A 19,000-nucleotide genomic window follows, 5' to 3' on the forward strand; every position below is an offset into this window, starting at 1 on the left:
TTGAGATGAAACTTTGGAAGCGGAACGCGGTGGTGGCCGCCATCGTGCTGTTTGTGTGTGTGGCGGTATATCTCAACTGGTCCTACAGCCAGGATGGAGCCGGAGAGACCGCGGATACGGGGAAGGTGTTGGGAGAGGCGGCCCTGGTGGGCGGCAAAGCCACGGATCCGCTGCTCAAGGGAGAGAACGCATCATCACCCGCGCCTTCCGAGAGTCCTGCGGCGGGAGAAGAGGGACAGAGCAACTCCAGCGGCTATTTTGCCAGTGCGCGTTTGAACCGTCAGCAGGCCAGGGACAGCGCCCTCTCTCTCCTCCAGGAGGCCGCAGCCGACGAGAAGGCGGATCAAGCCTCGGTAGACCAGGCCAACGTTACGATCCAGGCGATGGCCACCTATACACTGGCCGAAGCCAATATTGAAAATTTGGTCACGGCAAAGGGATACAGCGACTGTGTGGCGTTTCTCAACGATAACAGCATCAGCGTGGTGGTGTCCAACAACGGAACGCCGCTCGCCGACGCAGACACGGCAAAAATCAGCGAGATCGTGATGGAGGAGACAGGGCTCAAAGCAAGTCAAATCAAAATCATCGAGGCGAGCTGAATGAAAGGGGCGGACCGGCGCGGCACAAGGTGTGCGCCGGTCCGCCCCTTCAAATTTCAAAAATTGGATTGTAAATGGCCGGCCTTTGTGGTAGAATAGCAACAATCGGTGTATTGTGTGCGTCGTCCCGCCGCAGCGGGGCAGCCTAGCCCCACATGGGGCTACAACTGCCCAGGGGCCATGTGATGCCCCAAACCGGCGTCGCCGGTTTCCACGGCGGTGGCCATGTCGCCGAGGCCATCGTGTTGTAATCCCTGAACATGATAAAAGGAGCGTGACCACTGTGGGTGAAGGCAGAGAGTATGTTTCCCGGTCCGATGAGTTGGGAAATATCCATATATCAGAGGAAGTTCTGGCGGTGATTGCCGCTGCCGCTGCGCTGGAAGTTGAGGGCGTTGGAGGATTGGCGGCCAATCTGGGCACCGACCTTGCGGAACTGCTGGGGAAAAAGAACCTGAGCCGCGGGATTCGCCTCCAGGTGGAGGAGGAGAATGTTACGGTAGAGGTGGCCATCCTTGTAAAGTATGGCTACACCATTCCGGATGTGGGCCACGCCGTGCAGGAAGCTGTGGCTGGCAGCATCGAGGCCACCAGCGGTCTCACTGTCGCCGCCGTCAACGTAAGCGTGGGCGGTGTGGTCTTTGAGAAAGAGCCGAAGAAGGCTCAGTAAATCGGCGTACCCTCAAAGAGCATTGGGCGATATGATGCGCTCAGTGCTCTTTTGCCGTCTGTGAGGGGAAATTGGGGGTTTATTTTCCACCGCAAACTGTATATAATAGTCTATGAATATTCACAAAAGAGAGACAACGGGAGGAACCGATTATGACCAGGAGCAATGCCAGGGAAATTGCCGTCCATTTATCCTTTGCCCTCGGCTTTTCAGATCAGACCGCGGAAGAATTGCTGGAGGACTCCCTGAGCCGTGAAAACTTTGCGCAGCTCAAGGACGAGGAGCCCCTGTATGGAGAATATCCCAACGAGAAGCAGCGGCAGTACATAACCGCGCTGGTGAAAGGGGTATACGACCACGGCGCCGAACTGGACGGCTATATCTCAAAGTATGCCATCGGCTGGTCCTTCTCCCGTATTTCCCGCATGACGGCGGCCGTCATGCGGGTGGCGATGTATGAGATCCTGTATATGCCGGATATCCCCGCCGCCGCCGCCATCAATGAGGCGGTGGAACTGGCCAGACGCTATGACGCGCCTGAGGCCGCGTCCTTCGCCAATGGCATCTTGGGTGCGTTTGTCCGGGGAGAACTGCCTCCGGAGCGGGCCGATGCAGTGGACACACAGGCCGAGGACAAGAAGGACGGAGCGTGACCATGGCGCTCTGTCTGGGAATTGACACCAGCAATTACACCACCTCTGTGGCTCTGTTTGACGGGGTGTCCGGATACAATCTTGGCAGGCTTTTGGATGTACCTGAGGGAGCGTTGGGGCTTCGGCAGAGCGACGCGCTGTTCCAGCATGTCAAACATCTGCCTGAGATTTTTGCCGCGCTGCGGGCGGAAGGGCGGTTGGACGGATGTATCGCAGCGGTGGGTGCCAGCACCAAACCGCGCTGGGTAGAGGGCTCTTATATGCCCTGTTTTCTGGCGGGAGAGTCTCAGGGGCGCGGGATAGCGGATACACTGGGCGTCCCCTTTTTCCCCTGTGCTCACCAGCAGGGACACATTGCGGCGGCCGCCTGGTCCGCCGGACGTCCCGATCTTTTAGACCGTCCCCATCTGGCTTGGCATCTGTCCGGCGGGACGACGGAGCTTTTGTATGTGCAGCCGGACGGGGTGAGCGTCTGGGCGCAGAAACTGGGGGGGACCAGTGATATTTCTGCGGGACAGCTTATTGACCGGACCGGACAGCTCTTGGGGCTGCCATTCCCCGCGGGAAAGGCGTTGGATGGACTGTATGGTCAGGCAGATGTTTGTCAAAATTACACTGTAAAGATAAATGACCTTACATTTTCTCTCTCCGGAATGGAGAACAAGGTGAGAGAACTGGTGGAGCGCGGGGCACCTCCGGCCAACGTAGCTAGGTTTGTCGTGGACACCGTTGTGAAAGCGGTGCTGCGGACCACGGACAAGGCATTGGAGCAATATCCGGGCCTCCCAGTACTGTGTTCCGGAGGGGTGGCCTCCAATTCCGCTTTGCGGGCGGCTCTGCGGGACGCGGTGTTTGCACCACCGCAATACTCCACAGATAACGCTCTTGGTGTGGCGATCCTGGCCCGGCGGGCCCTGACGGGGGGGAGCCGGCTATGAGAGAGGGTCAGCCTGTCTATACTGTCACCCAAGTCAACGGCTATATTAAAAATCTGTTGGATCGGGATGGACTTTTAAGCGGCGTATTTGTTCGAGGCGAAATTTCTAATTACAAAAGTTACCCCTCTGGACACCATTATTTTTCCATGAAGGATGAGGGCGGGGCGCTCCGCTGCGTGATGTTCCGGCGGGAGGCATCCCGCCTCCGCTTTCGTCCGGAAAATGGTATGAAGGTTATTGCCTTTGGACGTGTGGCGGTATTCCCTCGGGATGGCCAGTATCAGCTCTACTGCTCGGACCTCACGCCGGACGGGGTCGGAGACCTCCATGTGGCCTTTGAGCAGCTCAAGGAAAAGCTCTTCCGGGAGGGGCTATTTGACCCGGCGCATAAAAAAAACATTCCGAGATATCCAGGGCGGATCGCGCTGGTCACCTCTTCGGCCGGCGCAGCGGTGAGAGATATGCTGCGCATCCTGGGGGCGCGGTATCCGCTGGCGAAGGTCCTTCTCCTCCCGGTCCGCGTACAAGGGGAAGAGGCGGCGGGAGAGATTGCCTCCGCTATCCGGTATGCCAGTGCCCATGCTTTGGCGGATCTTCTGATTACGGGCAGAGGCGGCGGCTCGATGGAGGACCTCTGGTGCTTCAACGACGAACGGGTGGCCCGTGCGATTTACGACTGCACAATCCCCGTGATTTCCGCGGTAGGGCATGAACCTGACGTGACGATCGCAGATTTTGTGGCAGACCTGCGGGCGGCTACGCCCTCTAATGCGGCGGAACTGGCGGTGCCGGATCAGAATGAGATCTATGCCAATCTCGCTTACTATGAGGACAAGCTGATGGGGACCATGGAGGTCCGGCTGGACCGGGCGCGCCGGGAGCTGGCGCGCCTGGAGAAAAATCGTGTGCTCCAGGACCCCATAAATTACATTTTGGATCGGCGGGCACTTTTGGAGGATCTGCGGCGGCGGCTGGTTCACGGTCTCGGCGGCGTGATGGCGGGGGAACGGGAACGGTTCGCCCGTCTGGCGGCGGCCCTGGATGCGATGAGCCCGCTCAAGGTACTGGGGCGAGGGTATGCGCTGGCTCAGACCGCCAACGGAAAGGTGGCAACTTCTGTGGATGAGGTGGAGCCAGGTGGTAAGCTGTCGGTTCGTCTCTCCGACGGTGTGCTGGACTGTCGTGTGGACGATAAGAGGAGGCTGTTATAAATATGGCGGAAAAGAAAAAGACCTTCGAACAGGCCATGATACGTCTGGAGGAGATCGTCACGCAGCTGGAAAAGGGCGAAGCCCCTCTGGAGGAGTCGCTGAAGCTCTTTGAGGAGGGAATGACGCTGATGAAGCAGTGTTCCGCACTGCTGGACAAGGCGGAGCAGAAGGTGTCCAAGCTCACCGTCGGGACAGACGGAGGACCGGTAGAAACGCCGTTCCACGGGGAGGGATGATGGGTATGGAATATGAGCGGCAGTTACGTGACGGACAGGCCCTGATTGAACGTGCGCTGCAGTCGTGCTTTGCGGGCAGGGAGCCTATGGCCAATATCTATGACGCCATGGAGTACAGTCTGATGGCCGGCGGAAAGCGCATCCGTCCCCTCCTCACACTGGAGGTCTGCCGGATGTGTGGGGGAGATGTTGCACAAGCCCTGCCATTCGCCTGCGCGGTGGAGATGATCCACACGTATTCCCTGATCCATGACGACCTGCCCTGCATGGATGACGATGATCTGCGCCGGGGAAAGCCTACCAACCACAAGATCTATGGGGAGGCCACGGCGGTACTGGCTGGCGATGCGCTGCTCACCGCCGCCTTTGAAACCGCACTGGAGCAGAGCTCCGGGCTCCCGGCGGACCGCGTGGTAGCCGCTGCTGCCTGTCTGGCGCATGCCGCCGGTGCGCGCGGCATGGTGGGTGGTCAGTCGCTGGATATGGCGGCCGAGGGACGGGCGGTGACCCGGCGGGATGTGGAAGACCTCCAAAAGCTGAAAACCGGCGCGCTGCTCAGTGCGGCGGCTGAGGTGGGGTGTGTGATCGCCGGCGGCGGCACGGATGACCGGGCTGCCGTTCGCCGCTACGCCCAGAAGCTGGGATTGGCCTTCCAGGTCCGGGATGATATGTTGGATGTAGAGGGGGATGAGAGGACGCTGGGAAAACCCATCGGCTCAGACCAGGCCAACGAAAAAACAACTTTTGTTACCCTGCTGGGTATGGATGGCTGCCGTGAGCTGGTGGATACCCTGACTGATGCGGCGGTAGCCGCCTTAGAGCCCTTCGGGGGACGGGCGGATTTTCTGCGCTGGCTTGCCCGGGCCTTGGCCGGGCGGGAGAGCTGACCGGATATGGAGAATAATCTTCTGAACGGCCATTTGGGAAATCTGATCCTGGCCCTCGCGGTCGTCGCTTGGGCAATCGCTCAGGTGCTAAAGGTTGTGATCGTCCTGATCCAAAACCACAGGCTGGATTTCCGACGGATCACGGGAAGCGGGGGAATGCCGAGCTCTCATTCCGCCTTTGTCTGTGCCTGCGCAAGTGCGACCGGAAATCTATACGGCTGGTCCTCGCCCATTTTCGCTCTGGCTGCTGTTCTAGCCATCGTGGTCATGTATGATGCGGCAAATGTCCGCAAGGCAGCCGGAGAGCAGGCCAAGATTTTAAATTACATGATGGAACACTGGATGGAGATGAAGCCGGAACTTTTCGGCAAAGAGCTCAAGGAGTTTTTGGGACATACTCCGGTCCAGGTCATTGCCGGCGCGGTGCTGGGGATCGTCATTGGTCTTGCGGGGACCTGGCTGTTCCGCTGATCAGGCGGGAAGGGCTACAAACGGCGCCGGAGCGCCCAGCTTCATAGATCCCATCCTTGGGGGTGCGTTTTTGATACAGCTCGATGAGATTCCAAATCTAAAAGAGATTAGCGACAGCGAGGCGGAGGGCCTCTGTGCGCGGCTGCGGGCCCGCATTATCGACGCGGTCTCACGCACGGGAGGACATTTGGCCTCCAATCTTGGTACGGTGGAGATCACCGTAGCGCTCCACCGGGTATTTGATACCGGGCGGGACAGAGTGGTTTTTGACGTGGGACACCAATGCTATTCCCACAAGATCCTAACGGGGCGGGACACGGCCATGGACACCCTCCGCACGTTTGGAGGGATGGCGGGCTACCCCAAGCCACAGGAAAGCCAGGATGATGCCTTTATCGCGGGACATGCCTCCAACTCTGTTTCTGTGGCGCTGGGAATGGCCAGAGCCAGGAGCCAGAGAGGGGAGGACTACCACGTGATCGCCCTCATTGGAGACGGGGCCCTGACAGGCGGACTTGCCTATGAAGGGCTTTCCAACGCAGGGTTGAGCGGAGAGCCCCTTCTGGTCATCCTAAATGACAATGGCATGTCCATTACCAAAAATGTGGGGGGCGTGGCCCAGCACCTAGCACATCAGCGGCTCAAGCCACAGTATCTTCAGTTCAAAAAGGGATACCGAAAAATGATGTCGGTGCTGCCAGGCGGTCCCCAGATCTACCGTGTGACCCATAAAATCAAAACGGCGATAAAGGAGACCCTGCTCCCCTGCAGTATGTTCGAGGATATGGGGTTCATTTACCTGGGACCGGTGGACGGGCATGATGTGAGAGGGCTCACTCGCCTGATGCGCTACGCCAAGGAGTTGAAAGGCCCTGTATTGCTTCATGTAAGGACTGTAAAGGGGAAAGGCTATCCGCCAGCTGAAAAGAATCCGGATGCCTACCATGGCGTATCACGGTTTTGTGTCCAGACAGGTGAGCCGCTGCAGCCCTCCAGGCCCTCCTTTTCCAGCGCGTTTGGACAGGCTGTCTGCGAGCTGGCGGCGGAGGATGGGAGAATCTGTGCGGTGACTGCTGCCATGCGGGACGGTACCGGACTGGGCTCCTTTGAGGCTCAATTCCCGGAACGATTTTTCGATGTGGGGATTGCGGAGGGGCACGCCGTGGCGATGGCGGCTGGAATGGCCAAGCAGGGAAGTCTGCCGATCTTTGCCGTGTACTCCTCGTTTCTGCAGCGCGGGTATGATATGCTGCTCCACGATGTGGCGATCCTTGGCCTCCATGTGGTCTTCGGCGTAGACCGTGCCGGATTGGTGGGAGAAGACGGCGAGACCCACCACGGTCTGTTTGATGTGGCGTATCTCTCCTCGGTCCCGGGGATGACGCTCTTCGCGCCGGCCAGCTTTGCTGAAGTGCGGAGCATGCTGCGCCACGCCGTGCGGAAGGTATCGGGGCCAGTGGCTCTCCGCTATCCAAGAGGCGGAGAGAGCGGCTATCGGGGAGATGCAGGTGTGGAGCCGACTGTGTGCCTGAAAGTGGGGAAAGCAATAACACTTGTCACTTATGGGATCACTACGGGGAGTGTACTGGAGGCCGGCGCTATGTTGGAGGCGGCTGGATACGTCCCGGAAATCATAAAGCTGAATCGCCTTATGCCGTTGGATGACGAAGAAATCCTTGTTTCCGTAAAGAAAACGGAGCGGGTCCTGATTGCCGAGGAGTGCGCCGCAATGGGAGGTATGGGGCAGCAAATCGCTGCCCACATGGCGGCACAGGGGGTCGTGCCCAAAGCGATGGCGCTCTGCAATACGGGAAGTGGGTTTATCACCCATGGAACCACGGCGGAGCTGCGCCGCCTGTGCGGGCTGGATGCGGAATCGCTTTACCAGGCGGCAGTGGAGGTTTTAAAGCGTGAGTAAAAAACGTCTGGATGTACTGGTGTGTGAGAGGGGACTGGCGGAGAGCCGACAAAAAGCGCAGGCCCTGATTATGGCGGGGCAGATTTTTGTGGGCGGGCAGAAGATCGACAAGGCTGGATTTGCAGTGGAAGAGAGTGCGGAGATCGAGCTGCACGGCAAGGCTTTGGCCTATGTGAGCCGGGGAGGCCTGAAACTAGAAAAGGCGCTCCAGCGCTTCCCGCTGGACCTCAAGGGAAAAATCTGCATTGATTGCGGCGCCTCCACCGGAGGCTTTACGGATTGCATGTTGCAAAATGGGGCGGCCAAGGTATACGCCGTGGATGTCGGCTACGGACAATTGGCCTGGAGCCTGCGCCAGGACCCAAGGGTGATATGCATGGAGCGGACGAACGTGAGATATCTGACTGCGGAGCAGATTGCTGAACCGCTGGACTTTGGAAGCGTGGATGTATCCTTCATTTCTTTGAAGCTGATTTTGCCGGCCCTACGCGGTCTGCTGAAGCCGCAGGGGCAGGTGGTGTGCTTGGTCAAACCGCAATTCGAGGCGGGCAGGGAAAAGGTGGGAAAGAAAGGGGTCGTACGCGACCCGGAAGTACATCTGGAGGTGTTGGAGCAATTTTTGATTCACGCATCTGATGCCGGATTTTCTGTAAAGGATATGGACTTTTCACCTATAAAGGGACCGGAGGGCAACATTGAATACCTAGGTTTTTTGTGCGTCGGTGTCAGTGAGCCCTATGTGGGGAACCTCGCCGCACTGGTTGAGAGGTCCCATGCTGAACTCGAGGGGGCGGTTCACCCGTGAAAGTAGTGCTCAGCCCGAACCCATACCGGGATCGGGGATTGAAAGCGGCATTGAAGGCCCGTGATATCTTAAAGTCGGGCGGGGTCGACACCTCATTGTGCCTTCCTTTCGACTTAGAGCAAGGGAGCGGTCATGCTGAATTGCCCAGGGATCTGGACTATCGCAACATGCAGAATGAGCTGGAGAGGGCGGATATTCTCCTCTGCTTTGGCGGGGATGGCACCATCCTTCATGCCGCGCGGGACGCCAATGCTCACAACGTCCCTATTTTGGGGGTCAATATGGGCAGTGTCGGCTTTATGGCAGAACTGGAGCACAGCGAACTGGATATGCTCTCCCAGCTCTCCAAGCGCAAATATACAATCGAGCCGCGAATGATGCTGGACGTGTCGGTGCGAAGAGGTCGAGAGACCCTTTACCGAGACTTGGCGCTGAACGATGCTGTCATCACCAAGGGTGCGGTGGCGAGAGTAATTGACTTGATCGTGCGGGGAGACGGTGTTCACATTTATGACTACTCCGGAGACGGAGTGATCCTTGCCACGCCCACAGGCTCCACGGCCTATTCTATGTCTGCGGGGGGCCCCATTGTGGAGCCCACCTCTGAGAATATCCTTGTGACTCCCATTTGCGCCCATTCCCTCCATGCAAAGCCGCTGGTAATGGGAAGGGACAGGATTGTCTCTGTCCGGATTGGAAAGCTGTCAAGGAAAACGGCTTACTTGTCTGTGGACGGAGGAAGAGCCTTTAAGCTCTGTGGCGGGGACACTGTTGAAGTCCGCCGCTCCAAAAGTGTGACCAGGTTGGTCCGACTGACGGATCACAGCTTTTATGAAATCATCAATCAGAAGTTGGGGAGGGCATGACGGATATGAAGTCCAAACGGCAGGCAGAAATTTTGCGAATCATTGAGGAGGTTGATGTTGAGACCCAGGATCAGTTGTTGGCTGAGTTGAAGCTGCGGGGCGTCACCTCTACCCAGGCAACGATCTCAAGAGACATCAAGGAGCTGCATCTGGTGAAGGAACTTACCAGTTACGGGACCTACAAATATGTGGTATCCGGCCGCAGGGCCAGCCTGAACTTCGCAGGACGTCTGCGGACCATTTTCAAGGAGGGGGTCACGTCCTTTGACCGCGCCCAGAATATTGTTGTGATCAAAACCATGCCGGGCCTCGCTTCTGCAGCCTGTGCCGCGATTGACGGTATGGAAATCGGAAATCTGGTCGGAAGTCTCGCCGGGGATGACACGGCCCTTCTCATCATGCGGGACAGTGAGAAAGCAGAGGCCTTTTGTGACGAAATCCATAAGATGCTCCAGTGAGCACAGGGAGGGATGAGGCATGCTGTCTCTGCTCCACATTGAAAACATTGCGGTGATCGAGTCGGCGGATATCCAATTCGACCGGGGTTTCAATGCCCTGACGGGCGAGACCGGTGCGGGCAAGTCGATTGTAGTAGATGCCATTGGAGCGGTGATCGGGAACCGGACCTCCCGCGATCTGATCCGCACAGGGGCCCGGTCGGCCTTGGTGAGTGCGCTTTTTTTGGAGCTTCCGGCGCTCTCCTGGTTTTCAGAAAACGGGATGGGGCCGGATGAAGATGGAACCCTTCTGCTGCAAAGGGAAATCCAGGCCGACGGCAAAAATGTCTGCCGCCTGAATGGGCGGCCTTTGACGGTGTCACAGCTTCGTACCCTAGGACAGCAGCTTTTGAATATCCACGGCCAGCACGACGGACAGCAGCTCCTGGACTCCGCCTGCCATCTCTCCTATCTGGACCGTTTTGGAGGCGACCAAGCGGAGCTTCTGGCATTTCAGGAGGCCTATGCGGCTCTGAGTCAGGTGAGGCATGAGATATCGGCCTTGCAGATGGACGAAGCGGAGAAGTCCCGCCGCATGGACAGTCTGAGCTACCAGATCAGCGAGTTGGAACGGGCCGGGCTGCGAGTGGGCGAGGAGGACAAACTGGCCGCCCGGAGAAAGGTGCTGCGCAACGCCGGAAAGCTGATCGAGGCGGTGGAGGATGCCCATCGGGCGCTTTCCGGCGATGACGACAGTGCGGGTGCGGCGTCCCTTGTTATGGAGGCAGAACAGAGCCTCTTTTCGGCCCGTACCGTGAGCGATGAGGTGTCTGCCCTTGCGGAAAAGCTCACGGAGCTGCGATGTGCGGCGGATGACGCCGCCGAGCTGGTCCGTGACTTGAGGGACAGCTTGGAGTTTGAGCCGGGAGAGCTGGATGAGTTGGAAAGCCGCCTGGACGTGATCTATCGTCTGAAAAAGAAATATGGTGCCACGGAGGCCGATATGCTCGCCTATCTGGAGTCCTGTAAAAAAGAACTGGACCAAATCCAGTACTCCAGCGATATCTTGGCACGATTGGAGAAAAAGCAGGCTGTGACCTTGAAGGAGGCGCAAATGCTGGGCAGTGCACTGTCCACGGTCCGCAGGGAATCGGCGGATGCATTGGAAGCGCGTATCCAGAAGGAGCTGGAACAGTTGGATATGCCCAAAGTCCGCTTTCATGTGGAGTTTGCGCCTAACGCCGCAGAATACGGCATGGATGCAACAGGAATGGATGAGGTCCAGTTCCTGATGTCCGCGAATGTGGGCGAGGCGCTCAAGCCCATCCAGAAAATCGCCTCCGGCGGTGAATTGGCCCGCATCATGCTGGCGCTCAAGAATGTCCTGGCGGAAAATGACGACGTGTCCACCTTGGTCTTTGATGAAGTGGATACTGGCGTTAGCGGCCGTGCGGCCCAGAAGGTAGCGGAGAAAATGGCCGACGTGGCCAGACACAAACAGGTTCTGTGCGTTACACACCTGCCCCAGATTGCGGCGATGGCGGATACCCATTTCTCAGTGGAGAAGGGGGAGCGGGACGGACGCACCTATACGGCGGTGGAGCGGCTGGACAAAACGCGCCGCCGTGAGGAGTTGGCCCGCCTTACCGGAGGGGCCCATATCACATCCGCCATGCTGGAGAGCGCAGGAGAGCTTCTGGAGGCAGCAGAGACGTATAAGAGAGGCTATAATGGGGAAAAATGAGCTCCCGGACCAGATCCGGGTCACCTTTCAACTGGAACGTGGGGAATATATCCGTGGAGTCCGGTACTATTTGAGAAAAAGTCACCTAGTAAGCTGGGTCCAGGTCCTGGTCATGCTGTTTGCGCTGGCCGCGACGGTCACGGTCACGCTTATGATGGGGAGACTCAACTTCCTGAACACCTTGGTGCTGGTCCTGCTGGCGATGGCTGCGCTGTATAGTCTGTGGTTGTATTGGATCAAGCCGGGGCGCATTTTTGACCGGGAGGCGGAGCTGGCAGAGCCTGTGACCTTTTTGTTTGCCCAGGAGGACGTGGCCCGGCAGGATGAGACGGCGGCGGCGCTTTTGGACTGGGATATCAAAAAGCTCTGGCGAGGACCGGAATTCTATTACCTCTTCGGTTCCAGTGAGGGTTATACGCTGCTTCCGCTGCGCGCATTCCAGGATGAGGAGGCACGGCTGCGCTTTGAGTCTCTGGCGCAAGAGGCAAATCCGGATATGATCTTCCGGCATTTTGGTTGACAATCCGTCCGGCATGTGCTAAAATGCTGTCACGTACAACGCGAGGATGAGGAACAGTAGCAGCCGCCCGTCTGCACAGAGAGCCCCTGTCTGGTGAAAAGGGGAGAGAGCGCGGCTGTGAATACCCCTCGGAGCGGCCTCTTGAACCGTCTTACAGCGCAGTAGAGAGAGTCGGGTGCGCCCGTTATCGCGCAGGGGTGTGTCGGCACCCCGTGAGGCCCGCGCCTGTGAGGGTGGGGCAACCAGAGGTGGTACCGCGTTTCGACGCCCTCTGTCCAATGGGACAGGGGGTGTTTTTTATTTGAAGCGGAACCGACACGAATGGAAGGGGCTTTTATGCAGAAAAGGCGTTTCGGTCCTATGATCAAGAGGCATCTCGGATGAACGGCCCCAAAACAGCGGGCTGGAACAGAGTGTGCTACGGTGGGCGGGGCCGTATGAGAGCATATATAGATGGAGCGAAAGCTGCAAGGCTATTTTGCTCAAAAGGCCCTCCCCCAAAAAAGCGAGAGGAGAAAGAAATATGACCATTTATGATGAACTGAAGGCCAGAGGGCTTATCGCACAGGTGACCGACGAAGAGGAGATCAAAGAGCTGATCAACAACGGAAAAGCAACCTTTTACATTGGCTTTGATCCCACCGCCGACTCCCTGCACGTGGGTCATTTTATGGCGTTGTGCTTAATGAAGCGGCTTCAGATGGCGGGCAACCGCCCCATCGCTCTGGTAGGCGGCGGCACAGGCATGATCGGAGATCCTTCCGGACGCTCTGATATGCGTTCTATGATGACGGTGGAGACCATCCAGCACAATTGCGACTGCTTTAAGAAGCAGATGAGCAAATTCATCGATTTCAGCGAAGGGAAGGCGCTGATGCTCAATAATGCCGACTGGCTGCTGAAGCTCAATTATGTGGAACTTCTCCGGGAAGTGGGCGCATGTTTCTCCGTCAATAATATGCTTCGTGCGGAGTGCTACAAGCAGCGGATGGAGAAAGGGCTCAGCTTCTTGGAGTTCAATTACATGATTATGCAGAGCTATGATTTTTATCATATGTTCCAGACCGTGGGCTGCAATATGCAGTGCGGCGGCGATGACCAATGGTCCAATATGCTGGGCGGCACCGAACTCATTCGCCGGAAACTTGGCAAGGACGCTTATGCCATGACGATTACACTGCTGCTTACCTCCGAGGGGAAAAAGATGGGCAAGACCCAGGCGGGGGCGGTGTGGCTGGACCCGGAAAAGACTTCGCCTTACGAGTTTTATCAGTACTGGCGAAATATTGACGACGCCGACGTGCTCAAATGTCTGCGAATGCTGACTTTCCTTCCTCTAGAGCAGATCGATGAGATGGATAAGTGGGAGGGGGCCCAACTCAATCGTGCCAAAGAGATTCTGGCTTTTGAGCTTACAAAATTGGTCCATGACGAGGTGGAGGCACAGAAGGCACAGGATGCCGCCCGGGCTCTCTTCGCCCAGGGAGGAGACCGTTCCAACATGCCCACCACCACGCTGACCGACGCAGACCTCAGCGACGGAAAGCTGAGCGTGGTGGATCTGATGGTGAAATGCGGCCTTGCGCCTTCTAAAGGCGAGGCACGCCGCCTGATTCAGCAGGGAGGGGTGGAAATCAACGGAGAAAAGGTGATCGATACCGCCGCTGTCTGTAAGGCCGCGGCGATGCGCGGCGAAGGATTGACGGTGAAGAAGGGGAAAAAGGTATTCCACCGTGTTTTACTGGCCTGAGAGATTGTTGCCGTTGCTTTGTGGAGAAGGGGGACGCCTGCGGGGCGTTCCCCTTCATAAAATTGTAAAAGAATTTTACGTGATAATGATTAGACAAAGCCTCCTGAGCATGGTATGATGAGCGTAACAGAAAGGGTGTGTGCGGCATAGAGCGGGGACGAAAAATATGGCCTTTGGAGCCGAGAACATTGTCAAACCTTATTGTTGTGCTCATTGGGATTACTTTTTATCTGGGGCTGTCCCACTTCGACTTGGTAAGAGAAAAGCTGGATATGTTTCTCAGCGTGGTGGCGCCGTTTATCGTGGGTTTTGCCGTCGCCTATCTGCTGAACACGCCCGCCAAGTTTTTGGAGCGCGAGCTTTTTGCGCACTGCCGTCATAGACGCACATGGTCCATCATCTCTGTCTATCTGCTGGCTGTCTTGTTGCTGGTGGTTCTGCTCAATCTCATTCTACCTCAAGTCTGGAGCAGTGCTGTAGAGTTGGTCAATAAGATGCCGGAATATATGAAGGGTCTGGATGTTCTGGTGCAGGAACTGATCACGCGGTTCGACCTGGAGGGTGAGGGGATCAATGAACTGCTGGTCTCTTATCAGGAGCTCATGGCCGGCCTGACGAAAAAAACAATCACTGCCGTTTCGGAGGCCTTACCGCAAATCCTGAATTTTGGGGTCGCCGTCGGCAACGGCGTAATCACCGGTGTGACAGCGCTCATTGCCTCTATCTATATGCTCTCGGGCAAGGAGCGGCTGGTGCCGCAGCTGAAGAAGCTGATTTACGCAATTTTCCCCACGGAGAAAGCAAGCTGGTTTTTAAGTGTGTGCAGCCAGGCAAACAATGTATTTGTGGGTTTTATCAACGGTAAGCTCATCGACAGTGCGATCATTGGCGTACTTTGCTTTGTTCTTAACCTGATTCTGCAAATTCCATATAACATCCTCATCGCCGTAGTCATCGGCGTGACCAATGTGATCCCCTTTTTTGGCCCTATCATCGGCGCTGTACCCTGCGTGATGATTCTGCTGATCGTGGACCCGTGGGCTGCGCTGCGCTTTGGAGTCCTGGTCATCGCACTGCAGCAGTTCGACGGCAATATACTCGGACCCAAGATACTGGGAAACAGTACAGGCTTGTCGGCAATCTGGGTATTGGTGGCCATCGTGGTGGGCGGCGGACTTTTCGGCTTTGCGGGAATGCTGCTGGGCGTTCCCACCTTTGCGGTTCTGTATGCGTTGGTCCGCGAGTGGACTTACCATCGTTTGAAGGGAAAGGGAATTGACGGAGAGGGAAACCCTTTGCCGCGCGCTGACATAAAAAGATAAAAAACGTCACATTTTGTTGCGCGGCCCACTCACAGCAAAGCATCCTGCCCAATCACCGGACAGGATGCTTTGCTGTTTTATGGCCTCTTCCCGTCGTCCGGGACATGTTTTTAAAAGAGGGAGAGCTATGGAAGAAGCTGGGATTGGCAAAAAGGCTCGGCATCAATGTGAACTGGAAATAATGGCGGCAGCCCATACGGTCTATCTCCGCCAGGTGAGGGAGAATGGGAGACGGGTCCTTGGCCCAGAACACGATACAGCCCACAGCAGGGAATGTCTGTCCGGCGCGAGACGGAGAGGATCAGGACTGTGCCTCCAGCAGGCTGTTGGTCAAATCCCGCATGCCGTATAAGCCCGGAGCATCACGTCCTGCCAGATACCTGGCGGCTTTCAGTGCTCCGGCGGCAAAGACCTCCCTGGATTGGGCACAGTGCCGCAGTTCGATGATCTCATCCTTTCCGGCAAAGAGCACCTCGTGATCTCCGGCAATGGTACCGCCCCGCACAGAGGAGATTCCGATTTCACGGTGTTCGCGGGGTCTGCGAACCATGTGCCGGTCATAGACGTATTCAGGTTCGTAGGGGAGAGACACAGCGAGGGCTTCCACCAGCATCAGTGCGGTGCCGCTGGGCGCATCCACCTTTTTACTATGATGCCGCTCTATGATCTCCACGTCGAAGTCCTCTCCCAGCATGGCGCCGGCTTGACGCACCAGTTCCAAAAGGACATTGACGCCCAAAGAAAAATTTCCGGATCGGAAGATGGGGATACTTTGGGAGGCGTCCTCAATTTCCGCAAGCTGGGCTTGGGAATACCCGGTAGTCGCCAATACGATGGGGAGACGGCGCTGAAGGCAGAAGGACAGCAGGGAAGAAAGGGCGGCGGGGTGAGAAAAATCCACGACAACGTCGGCAGAACCGGAGAATTCCGAAGGAACTGCGAATATAGGAAAGTTGCGCTCGGAGGTGCCAAGGATGTCGAACCCGGCAACGATATTCAGCTCTGTGTCCGTGCTGCACTGCGCTTCCAGCGCATGGCCCATCCGACCGTTGCATCCTGAGAGAATGATATCCAGCATTTTAAACACGTCCTTCCAGCACGTCGGTTTGAATCAACCGCTTACAATGGGCAAGGATATCCCGGATCTGTCCGTCCGAGATATCCTGAACAGAAAGCAGAGGGAGCGGCGCCTCGCTTCCCTGGCAGACGGGGCGCTCAAACCACCCCACATCGTGCCAAGCGCCAAGTTTGTAGCCGGTATGGTGAAAGATGCCGAGGAGGGAGAAGCCCATGCTCTTATGGAGGCCCGCACTGCCCTCATTGGGGAGCGTCACACACCCATAGGCGTTGCGTACATGCATCTGACGAAGGATCTCGATCAATGCGGTATAGAGGGCGGTTCCGAGCCCGGCTCCCCGGAAACGGGGCGCGAGATAGATGGAAAGCTCCGCATTCCATTGATAAGCCGCCCGCTCCATATGGCGGTGGGCATAGGCGTAACCTGCGACAAGGTCATCCACTGTACAGACTAAATAGGGATAGTCGGCAGAGATCGTCCGGATACGCGCTGAAAACTCTTCTAAGGTAGGGATATCATATTCAAAAGTAATATTGGTATCGGTGATATATGGAGTATATATCTCCAAGATACGGGCTGCATCAGAGATATCGGCCCGTCTAAGGACTGTGTGGGACATCGTGAACTTCCTCCCTGATAGACGTGCAGGCGGCCACACATTTTGTATGGCCGCCTGCGGTGAACAACAAATCTTCAGGACGCGACGCTATTCTTGGACGCATCCAGCAAACCGGCACGCTCCATGGCAGCTCTGAGCTTTTCCAGGTTACTGGCAGAGATTTCACACAGGGGGAGCCGGAGGCCGCCGACATCCCGCCCCATCAGGCCAAGCGCGGCCTTTACGGGGATGGGGTTGACCTCCAGAAAAAGCGCGTCGATCAGATCCATATATGTAATCTGAAGCTTGGAAGCCTCCTCGAAGCATCCGTCCAGACACAGGTGTGTCATATTCACCATCAGTTGGGGGGCGATATTGGCCACAACAGAGATGACGCCTTTGGCGCCCAAGGACATCATAGGGACCACCTGATCATCATTGCCGGACCAGATGTAAAAATCATCTCTACAGAGGTATCGGGTATGGGTAATCAGGGAAAGATTTCCGCTGGCCTCCTTGACACCGTTGATTTTGGGGTTTTGAGAAAGCGTACGGTAGGTATCGGCGGTAAAAGAGACGCCCGTGCGGGAGGGAACATTGTAGAGAATGATGGGTAACTCCGTTCGGTCTGCGATGTACTCATAGTGCCGGATCAGTCCTTCTTGGGAACACTTATTGTAATAGGGGGTTACATGCAGAAGCGCGTCGGCGCCGGAGTCCTCCGCGTGCTGGGACAGATATACGGCGGCGGAGGTATCGTTGCTTCCCGCCCCGGCAATGACTTTGACCCGATGGTTGACATACTTGACACAGAAATTAACGGCCGAAATATGCTCCCGCAGACTGAGGGTAGAGCACTCGCCGGTGGTCCCGACCACACAGATGGCATCCACGCCGGCGGCGATTTGTTCATCGATCAGTTGGGCAAATCGGTCGTAGTGGATGGCTCCGCTCTGATCGAACGGAGTGACGATAGCAGGACAGGCGCCGGTAAAAACAGGTTCTCTCATCTGAATCATACCTCCAAAAAAGACAGGTATGCTGTCCCGGAGGCGCAAGAATCCATGAATGATGTAATTGTTACGCCTTGGTAATATAGCCTTCGGCGCACAGCAACTCGGCAAGTTCCACCGCGCCGCCGGCCGCGCCGCGGAGCGTGTTATGGGACAGACATACGAACTTATAATCGTACTGGGTGTCAGGACGGAGGCGACCGATAGAGACGGTCATGCCACCGCCCAAATCCCGATCCAGCTTGGACTGGGGCCGGTCGGGCTCTTCGAAATATCGCAGGAACTGTTCCGGGGCCGTGGGGAGTTTCAGCTCCTGAGGACGGCCCTTGTATTCCGCCCAGATGGCCTTCATCTCATCCATCGAGGGCTTTTTCTCAAAATCCACGAAGACCGCAGCAGTGTGGCCGTTCGACACGGGAACGCGGAGACATTGCGCAGTGATGGCGGGCTTTTCCGCATTTACAATGACGCCGTTTTCTATCCGTCCCCAGACCTTCAATGGCTCCTGCTCGGACTTTTCCTCTTCGCCGCCGATATAGGGGATCAGGTTATCCACCATCTCCGGCCAGGTGGCGAAGGTCTTGCCGGCACCGGAAATGGCCTGATATGTACATACCAGGACCCGCTCCAGGCCGAAGCCGCGCAGGGGATGGAGGGCGGGCACATAGCTCTGGATGGAGCAGTTGGACTTGACCGCAATGAGCCCGCGCTTCATCCCCAATCGCTTTCGCTGTGCCTCTATCACTTTGATGTGCTCAGGGTTCAGCTCCGGCACCACCATAGGGACATCAGGCGTCCAGCGGTGGGCGGAATTGTTGGAGACCACGGGGCACTCGTGTCGGGCGTAGCGCTCCTCCAGACTCTTAATATCCTCTTTTTTCATATCCACGGCGGAAAAGACAAAATCCACCTGATCGGCAATCTCCGCCACATCCTCCTCGGCGTTTAAGACCACGATGTCTTTGGCCTGCTCAGGGATCGGCGTATCCATAGCCCACCGGCTGCCGACGGCCTCCGCATAAGATTTCCCTGCAGAACGAGGACTGGCCGCGATGACCTTCAATTCAAACCAGGGGTGATGCTCCAAGAGGGTGATGAAACGCTGTCCCACCATACCGGTTCCGCCGATCACGCCTACCTGATACTTTTCCATTCCGCAGACCTCCATGCCTGTTACTCTATCCATTCTATACTGTATCCGCCTATAAATTGCTAGTCCACCAGAAAAACGGCGGTTGCAATAGAGTCAGGTTTTGTACTATAATATCTAAACTGAGCGTA

At 56.8% G+C, this 19,000-nt stretch carries 21 protein-coding genes and 1 other annotated feature; of the genes, 16 read left to right on the top strand and 5 right to left on the bottom strand.

Translation table 11 applies throughout. The annotated features are described in order from the left end of the window. Positions 1-5 precede the first annotated feature (5 nt). The 16 genes from SRB521_RS08045 (at position 6) to SRB521_RS08120 (ending at position 15,030) form a co-directional block, all read left to right on the top strand. Positions 6-602 carry a SpoIIIAH-like family protein gene (locus tag SRB521_RS08045; RefSeq protein ID WP_075703891.1) on the top strand — a complete coding sequence of 199 codons (597 nt, stop codon included), beginning with the start codon at positions 6-8 and terminating at the stop codon, positions 600-602. A gap of 283 nt (positions 603-885) precedes the next feature. Beyond that, complete coding sequence (locus tag SRB521_RS08050) at positions 886-1,272, top strand: Asp23/Gls24 family envelope stress response protein (RefSeq protein WP_033116653.1); 387 nt, start codon at positions 886-888, stop codon at positions 1,270-1,272. 152 nt (positions 1,273-1,424) lie between these two features. Further along, on the top strand, positions 1,425-1,925 hold the full coding sequence (gene nusB, locus SRB521_RS08055; protein WP_075703890.1) for a transcription antitermination factor NusB: 501 nt from the start codon (positions 1,425-1,427) through the stop codon (positions 1,923-1,925). 2 nt (positions 1,926-1,927) lie between these two features. Beyond that, the gene (locus SRB521_RS08060; protein WP_075705447.1) at positions 1,928-2,863 is read left to right on the top strand and encodes a Kae1-like domain-containing protein; all 936 of its coding nucleotides are present in this window, start codon (positions 1,928-1,930) and stop codon (positions 2,861-2,863) included. Next, entirely contained in the window at positions 2,860-4,074 is a 1,215-nt protein-coding gene (gene xseA / locus SRB521_RS08065) for an exodeoxyribonuclease VII large subunit (RefSeq protein WP_075703889.1), read from the top strand. The genes SRB521_RS08060 and xseA overlap by 4 nt, the downstream gene beginning before the upstream one ends. Positions 4,075-4,076: 2 nt before the next feature. Then, the gene (xseB, locus tag SRB521_RS08070; RefSeq protein ID WP_033116656.1) at positions 4,077-4,310 is read left to right on the top strand and encodes an exodeoxyribonuclease VII small subunit; all 234 of its coding nucleotides are present in this window, start codon (positions 4,077-4,079) and stop codon (positions 4,308-4,310) included. 5 nt (positions 4,311-4,315) lie between these two features. Next, positions 4,316-5,197 carry a polyprenyl synthetase family protein gene (locus tag SRB521_RS08075; RefSeq protein ID WP_242976512.1) on the top strand — a complete coding sequence of 294 codons (882 nt, stop codon included), beginning with the start codon at positions 4,316-4,318 and terminating at the stop codon, positions 5,195-5,197. 6 nt (positions 5,198-5,203) lie between these two features. Further along, entirely contained in the window at positions 5,204-5,668 is a 465-nt protein-coding gene (locus SRB521_RS08080) for a divergent PAP2 family protein (RefSeq protein WP_075703888.1), read from the top strand. A gap of 70 nt (positions 5,669-5,738) precedes the next feature. Continuing rightward, positions 5,739-7,586, top strand: a complete 1,848-nt coding sequence (gene dxs, locus SRB521_RS08085; RefSeq protein ID WP_075703887.1) for a 1-deoxy-D-xylulose-5-phosphate synthase — start codon at positions 5,739-5,741, stop codon at positions 7,584-7,586. Next, positions 7,579-8,391, top strand: coding sequence for a TlyA family RNA methyltransferase (locus tag SRB521_RS08090; RefSeq protein WP_033116660.1), 813 nt, complete (start codon positions 7,579-7,581; stop codon positions 8,389-8,391). Before dxs ends, SRB521_RS08090 begins: the two co-directional genes overlap by 8 nt. 140 nt (positions 8,392-8,531) lie before the next feature. After that, on the top strand, positions 8,532-9,257 hold the full coding sequence (locus tag SRB521_RS08095) for an NAD(+)/NADH kinase (RefSeq protein ID WP_242976513.1): 726 nt from the start codon (positions 8,532-8,534) through the stop codon (positions 9,255-9,257). Between the two features lie 5 nt (positions 9,258-9,262). After that, positions 9,263-9,715, top strand: coding sequence for an arginine repressor (locus SRB521_RS08100; protein WP_075705443.1), 453 nt, complete (start codon positions 9,263-9,265; stop codon positions 9,713-9,715). Positions 9,716-9,734: 19 nt separating this feature from the next. After that, a complete protein-coding gene (gene recN / locus SRB521_RS08105; protein WP_075703885.1) occupies positions 9,735-11,438 on the top strand; it encodes a DNA repair protein RecN in 1,704 nt (567 codons plus the stop codon). Next, positions 11,425-11,958, top strand: a complete 534-nt coding sequence (locus SRB521_RS08110) for a YcxB family protein (protein WP_075703884.1) — start codon at positions 11,425-11,427, stop codon at positions 11,956-11,958. The genes recN and SRB521_RS08110 overlap by 14 nt, the downstream gene beginning before the upstream one ends. A gap of 34 nt (positions 11,959-11,992) precedes the next feature. Beyond that, positions 11,993-12,233: a binding site (T-box leader), on the top strand. Positions 12,234-12,481: 248 nt separating this feature from the next. After that, positions 12,482-13,708 (top strand): tyrosine--tRNA ligase, encoded by a 1,227-nt coding sequence (gene tyrS / locus SRB521_RS08115; protein WP_075703883.1) that lies wholly within the window; start codon positions 12,482-12,484, stop codon positions 13,706-13,708. A gap of 173 nt (positions 13,709-13,881) precedes the next feature. Further along, positions 13,882-15,030, top strand: a complete 1,149-nt coding sequence (locus SRB521_RS08120; protein WP_207735794.1) for an AI-2E family transporter — start codon at positions 13,882-13,884, stop codon at positions 15,028-15,030. Positions 15,031-15,082: 52 nt separating this feature from the next. On the opposite strand, the gene SRB521_RS16890 is transcribed toward SRB521_RS08120, so the two are convergent. The 5 genes from SRB521_RS16890 to asd form a co-directional block, all read right to left on the bottom strand. Further along, a complete protein-coding gene (locus tag SRB521_RS16890) occupies positions 15,083-15,295 on the bottom strand; it encodes a DUF1848 family protein (RefSeq protein ID WP_116721658.1) in 213 nt (70 codons plus the stop codon). A 36-nt stretch (positions 15,296-15,331) separates the two neighbouring features. Further along, entirely contained in the window at positions 15,332-16,108 is a 777-nt protein-coding gene (gene dapB / locus SRB521_RS08130) for a 4-hydroxy-tetrahydrodipicolinate reductase (protein ID WP_033116666.1), read from the bottom strand. Position 16,109: 1 nt separating this feature from the next. Continuing rightward, a complete protein-coding gene (locus SRB521_RS08135; protein ID WP_075703881.1) occupies positions 16,110-16,727 on the bottom strand; it encodes a GNAT family N-acetyltransferase in 618 nt (205 codons plus the stop codon). 74 nt (positions 16,728-16,801) lie between these two features. Next, positions 16,802-17,716, bottom strand: a complete 915-nt coding sequence (dapA, locus tag SRB521_RS08140; RefSeq protein WP_075703880.1) for a 4-hydroxy-tetrahydrodipicolinate synthase — start codon at positions 17,714-17,716, stop codon at positions 16,802-16,804. Positions 17,717-17,786: 70 nt separating this feature from the next. Continuing rightward, the gene (gene asd, locus SRB521_RS08145) at positions 17,787-18,872 is read right to left on the bottom strand and encodes an aspartate-semialdehyde dehydrogenase (RefSeq protein WP_116721659.1); all 1,086 of its coding nucleotides are present in this window, start codon (positions 18,870-18,872) and stop codon (positions 17,787-17,789) included. Between the last annotated feature and the right edge of the window lie 128 nt (positions 18,873-19,000).

It is taken from the genome of Intestinimonas butyriciproducens, assembly GCF_004154955.1.
Classification (GTDB): Bacteria; Bacillota; Clostridia; order Oscillospirales; family Oscillospiraceae; genus Intestinimonas; species Intestinimonas butyriciproducens.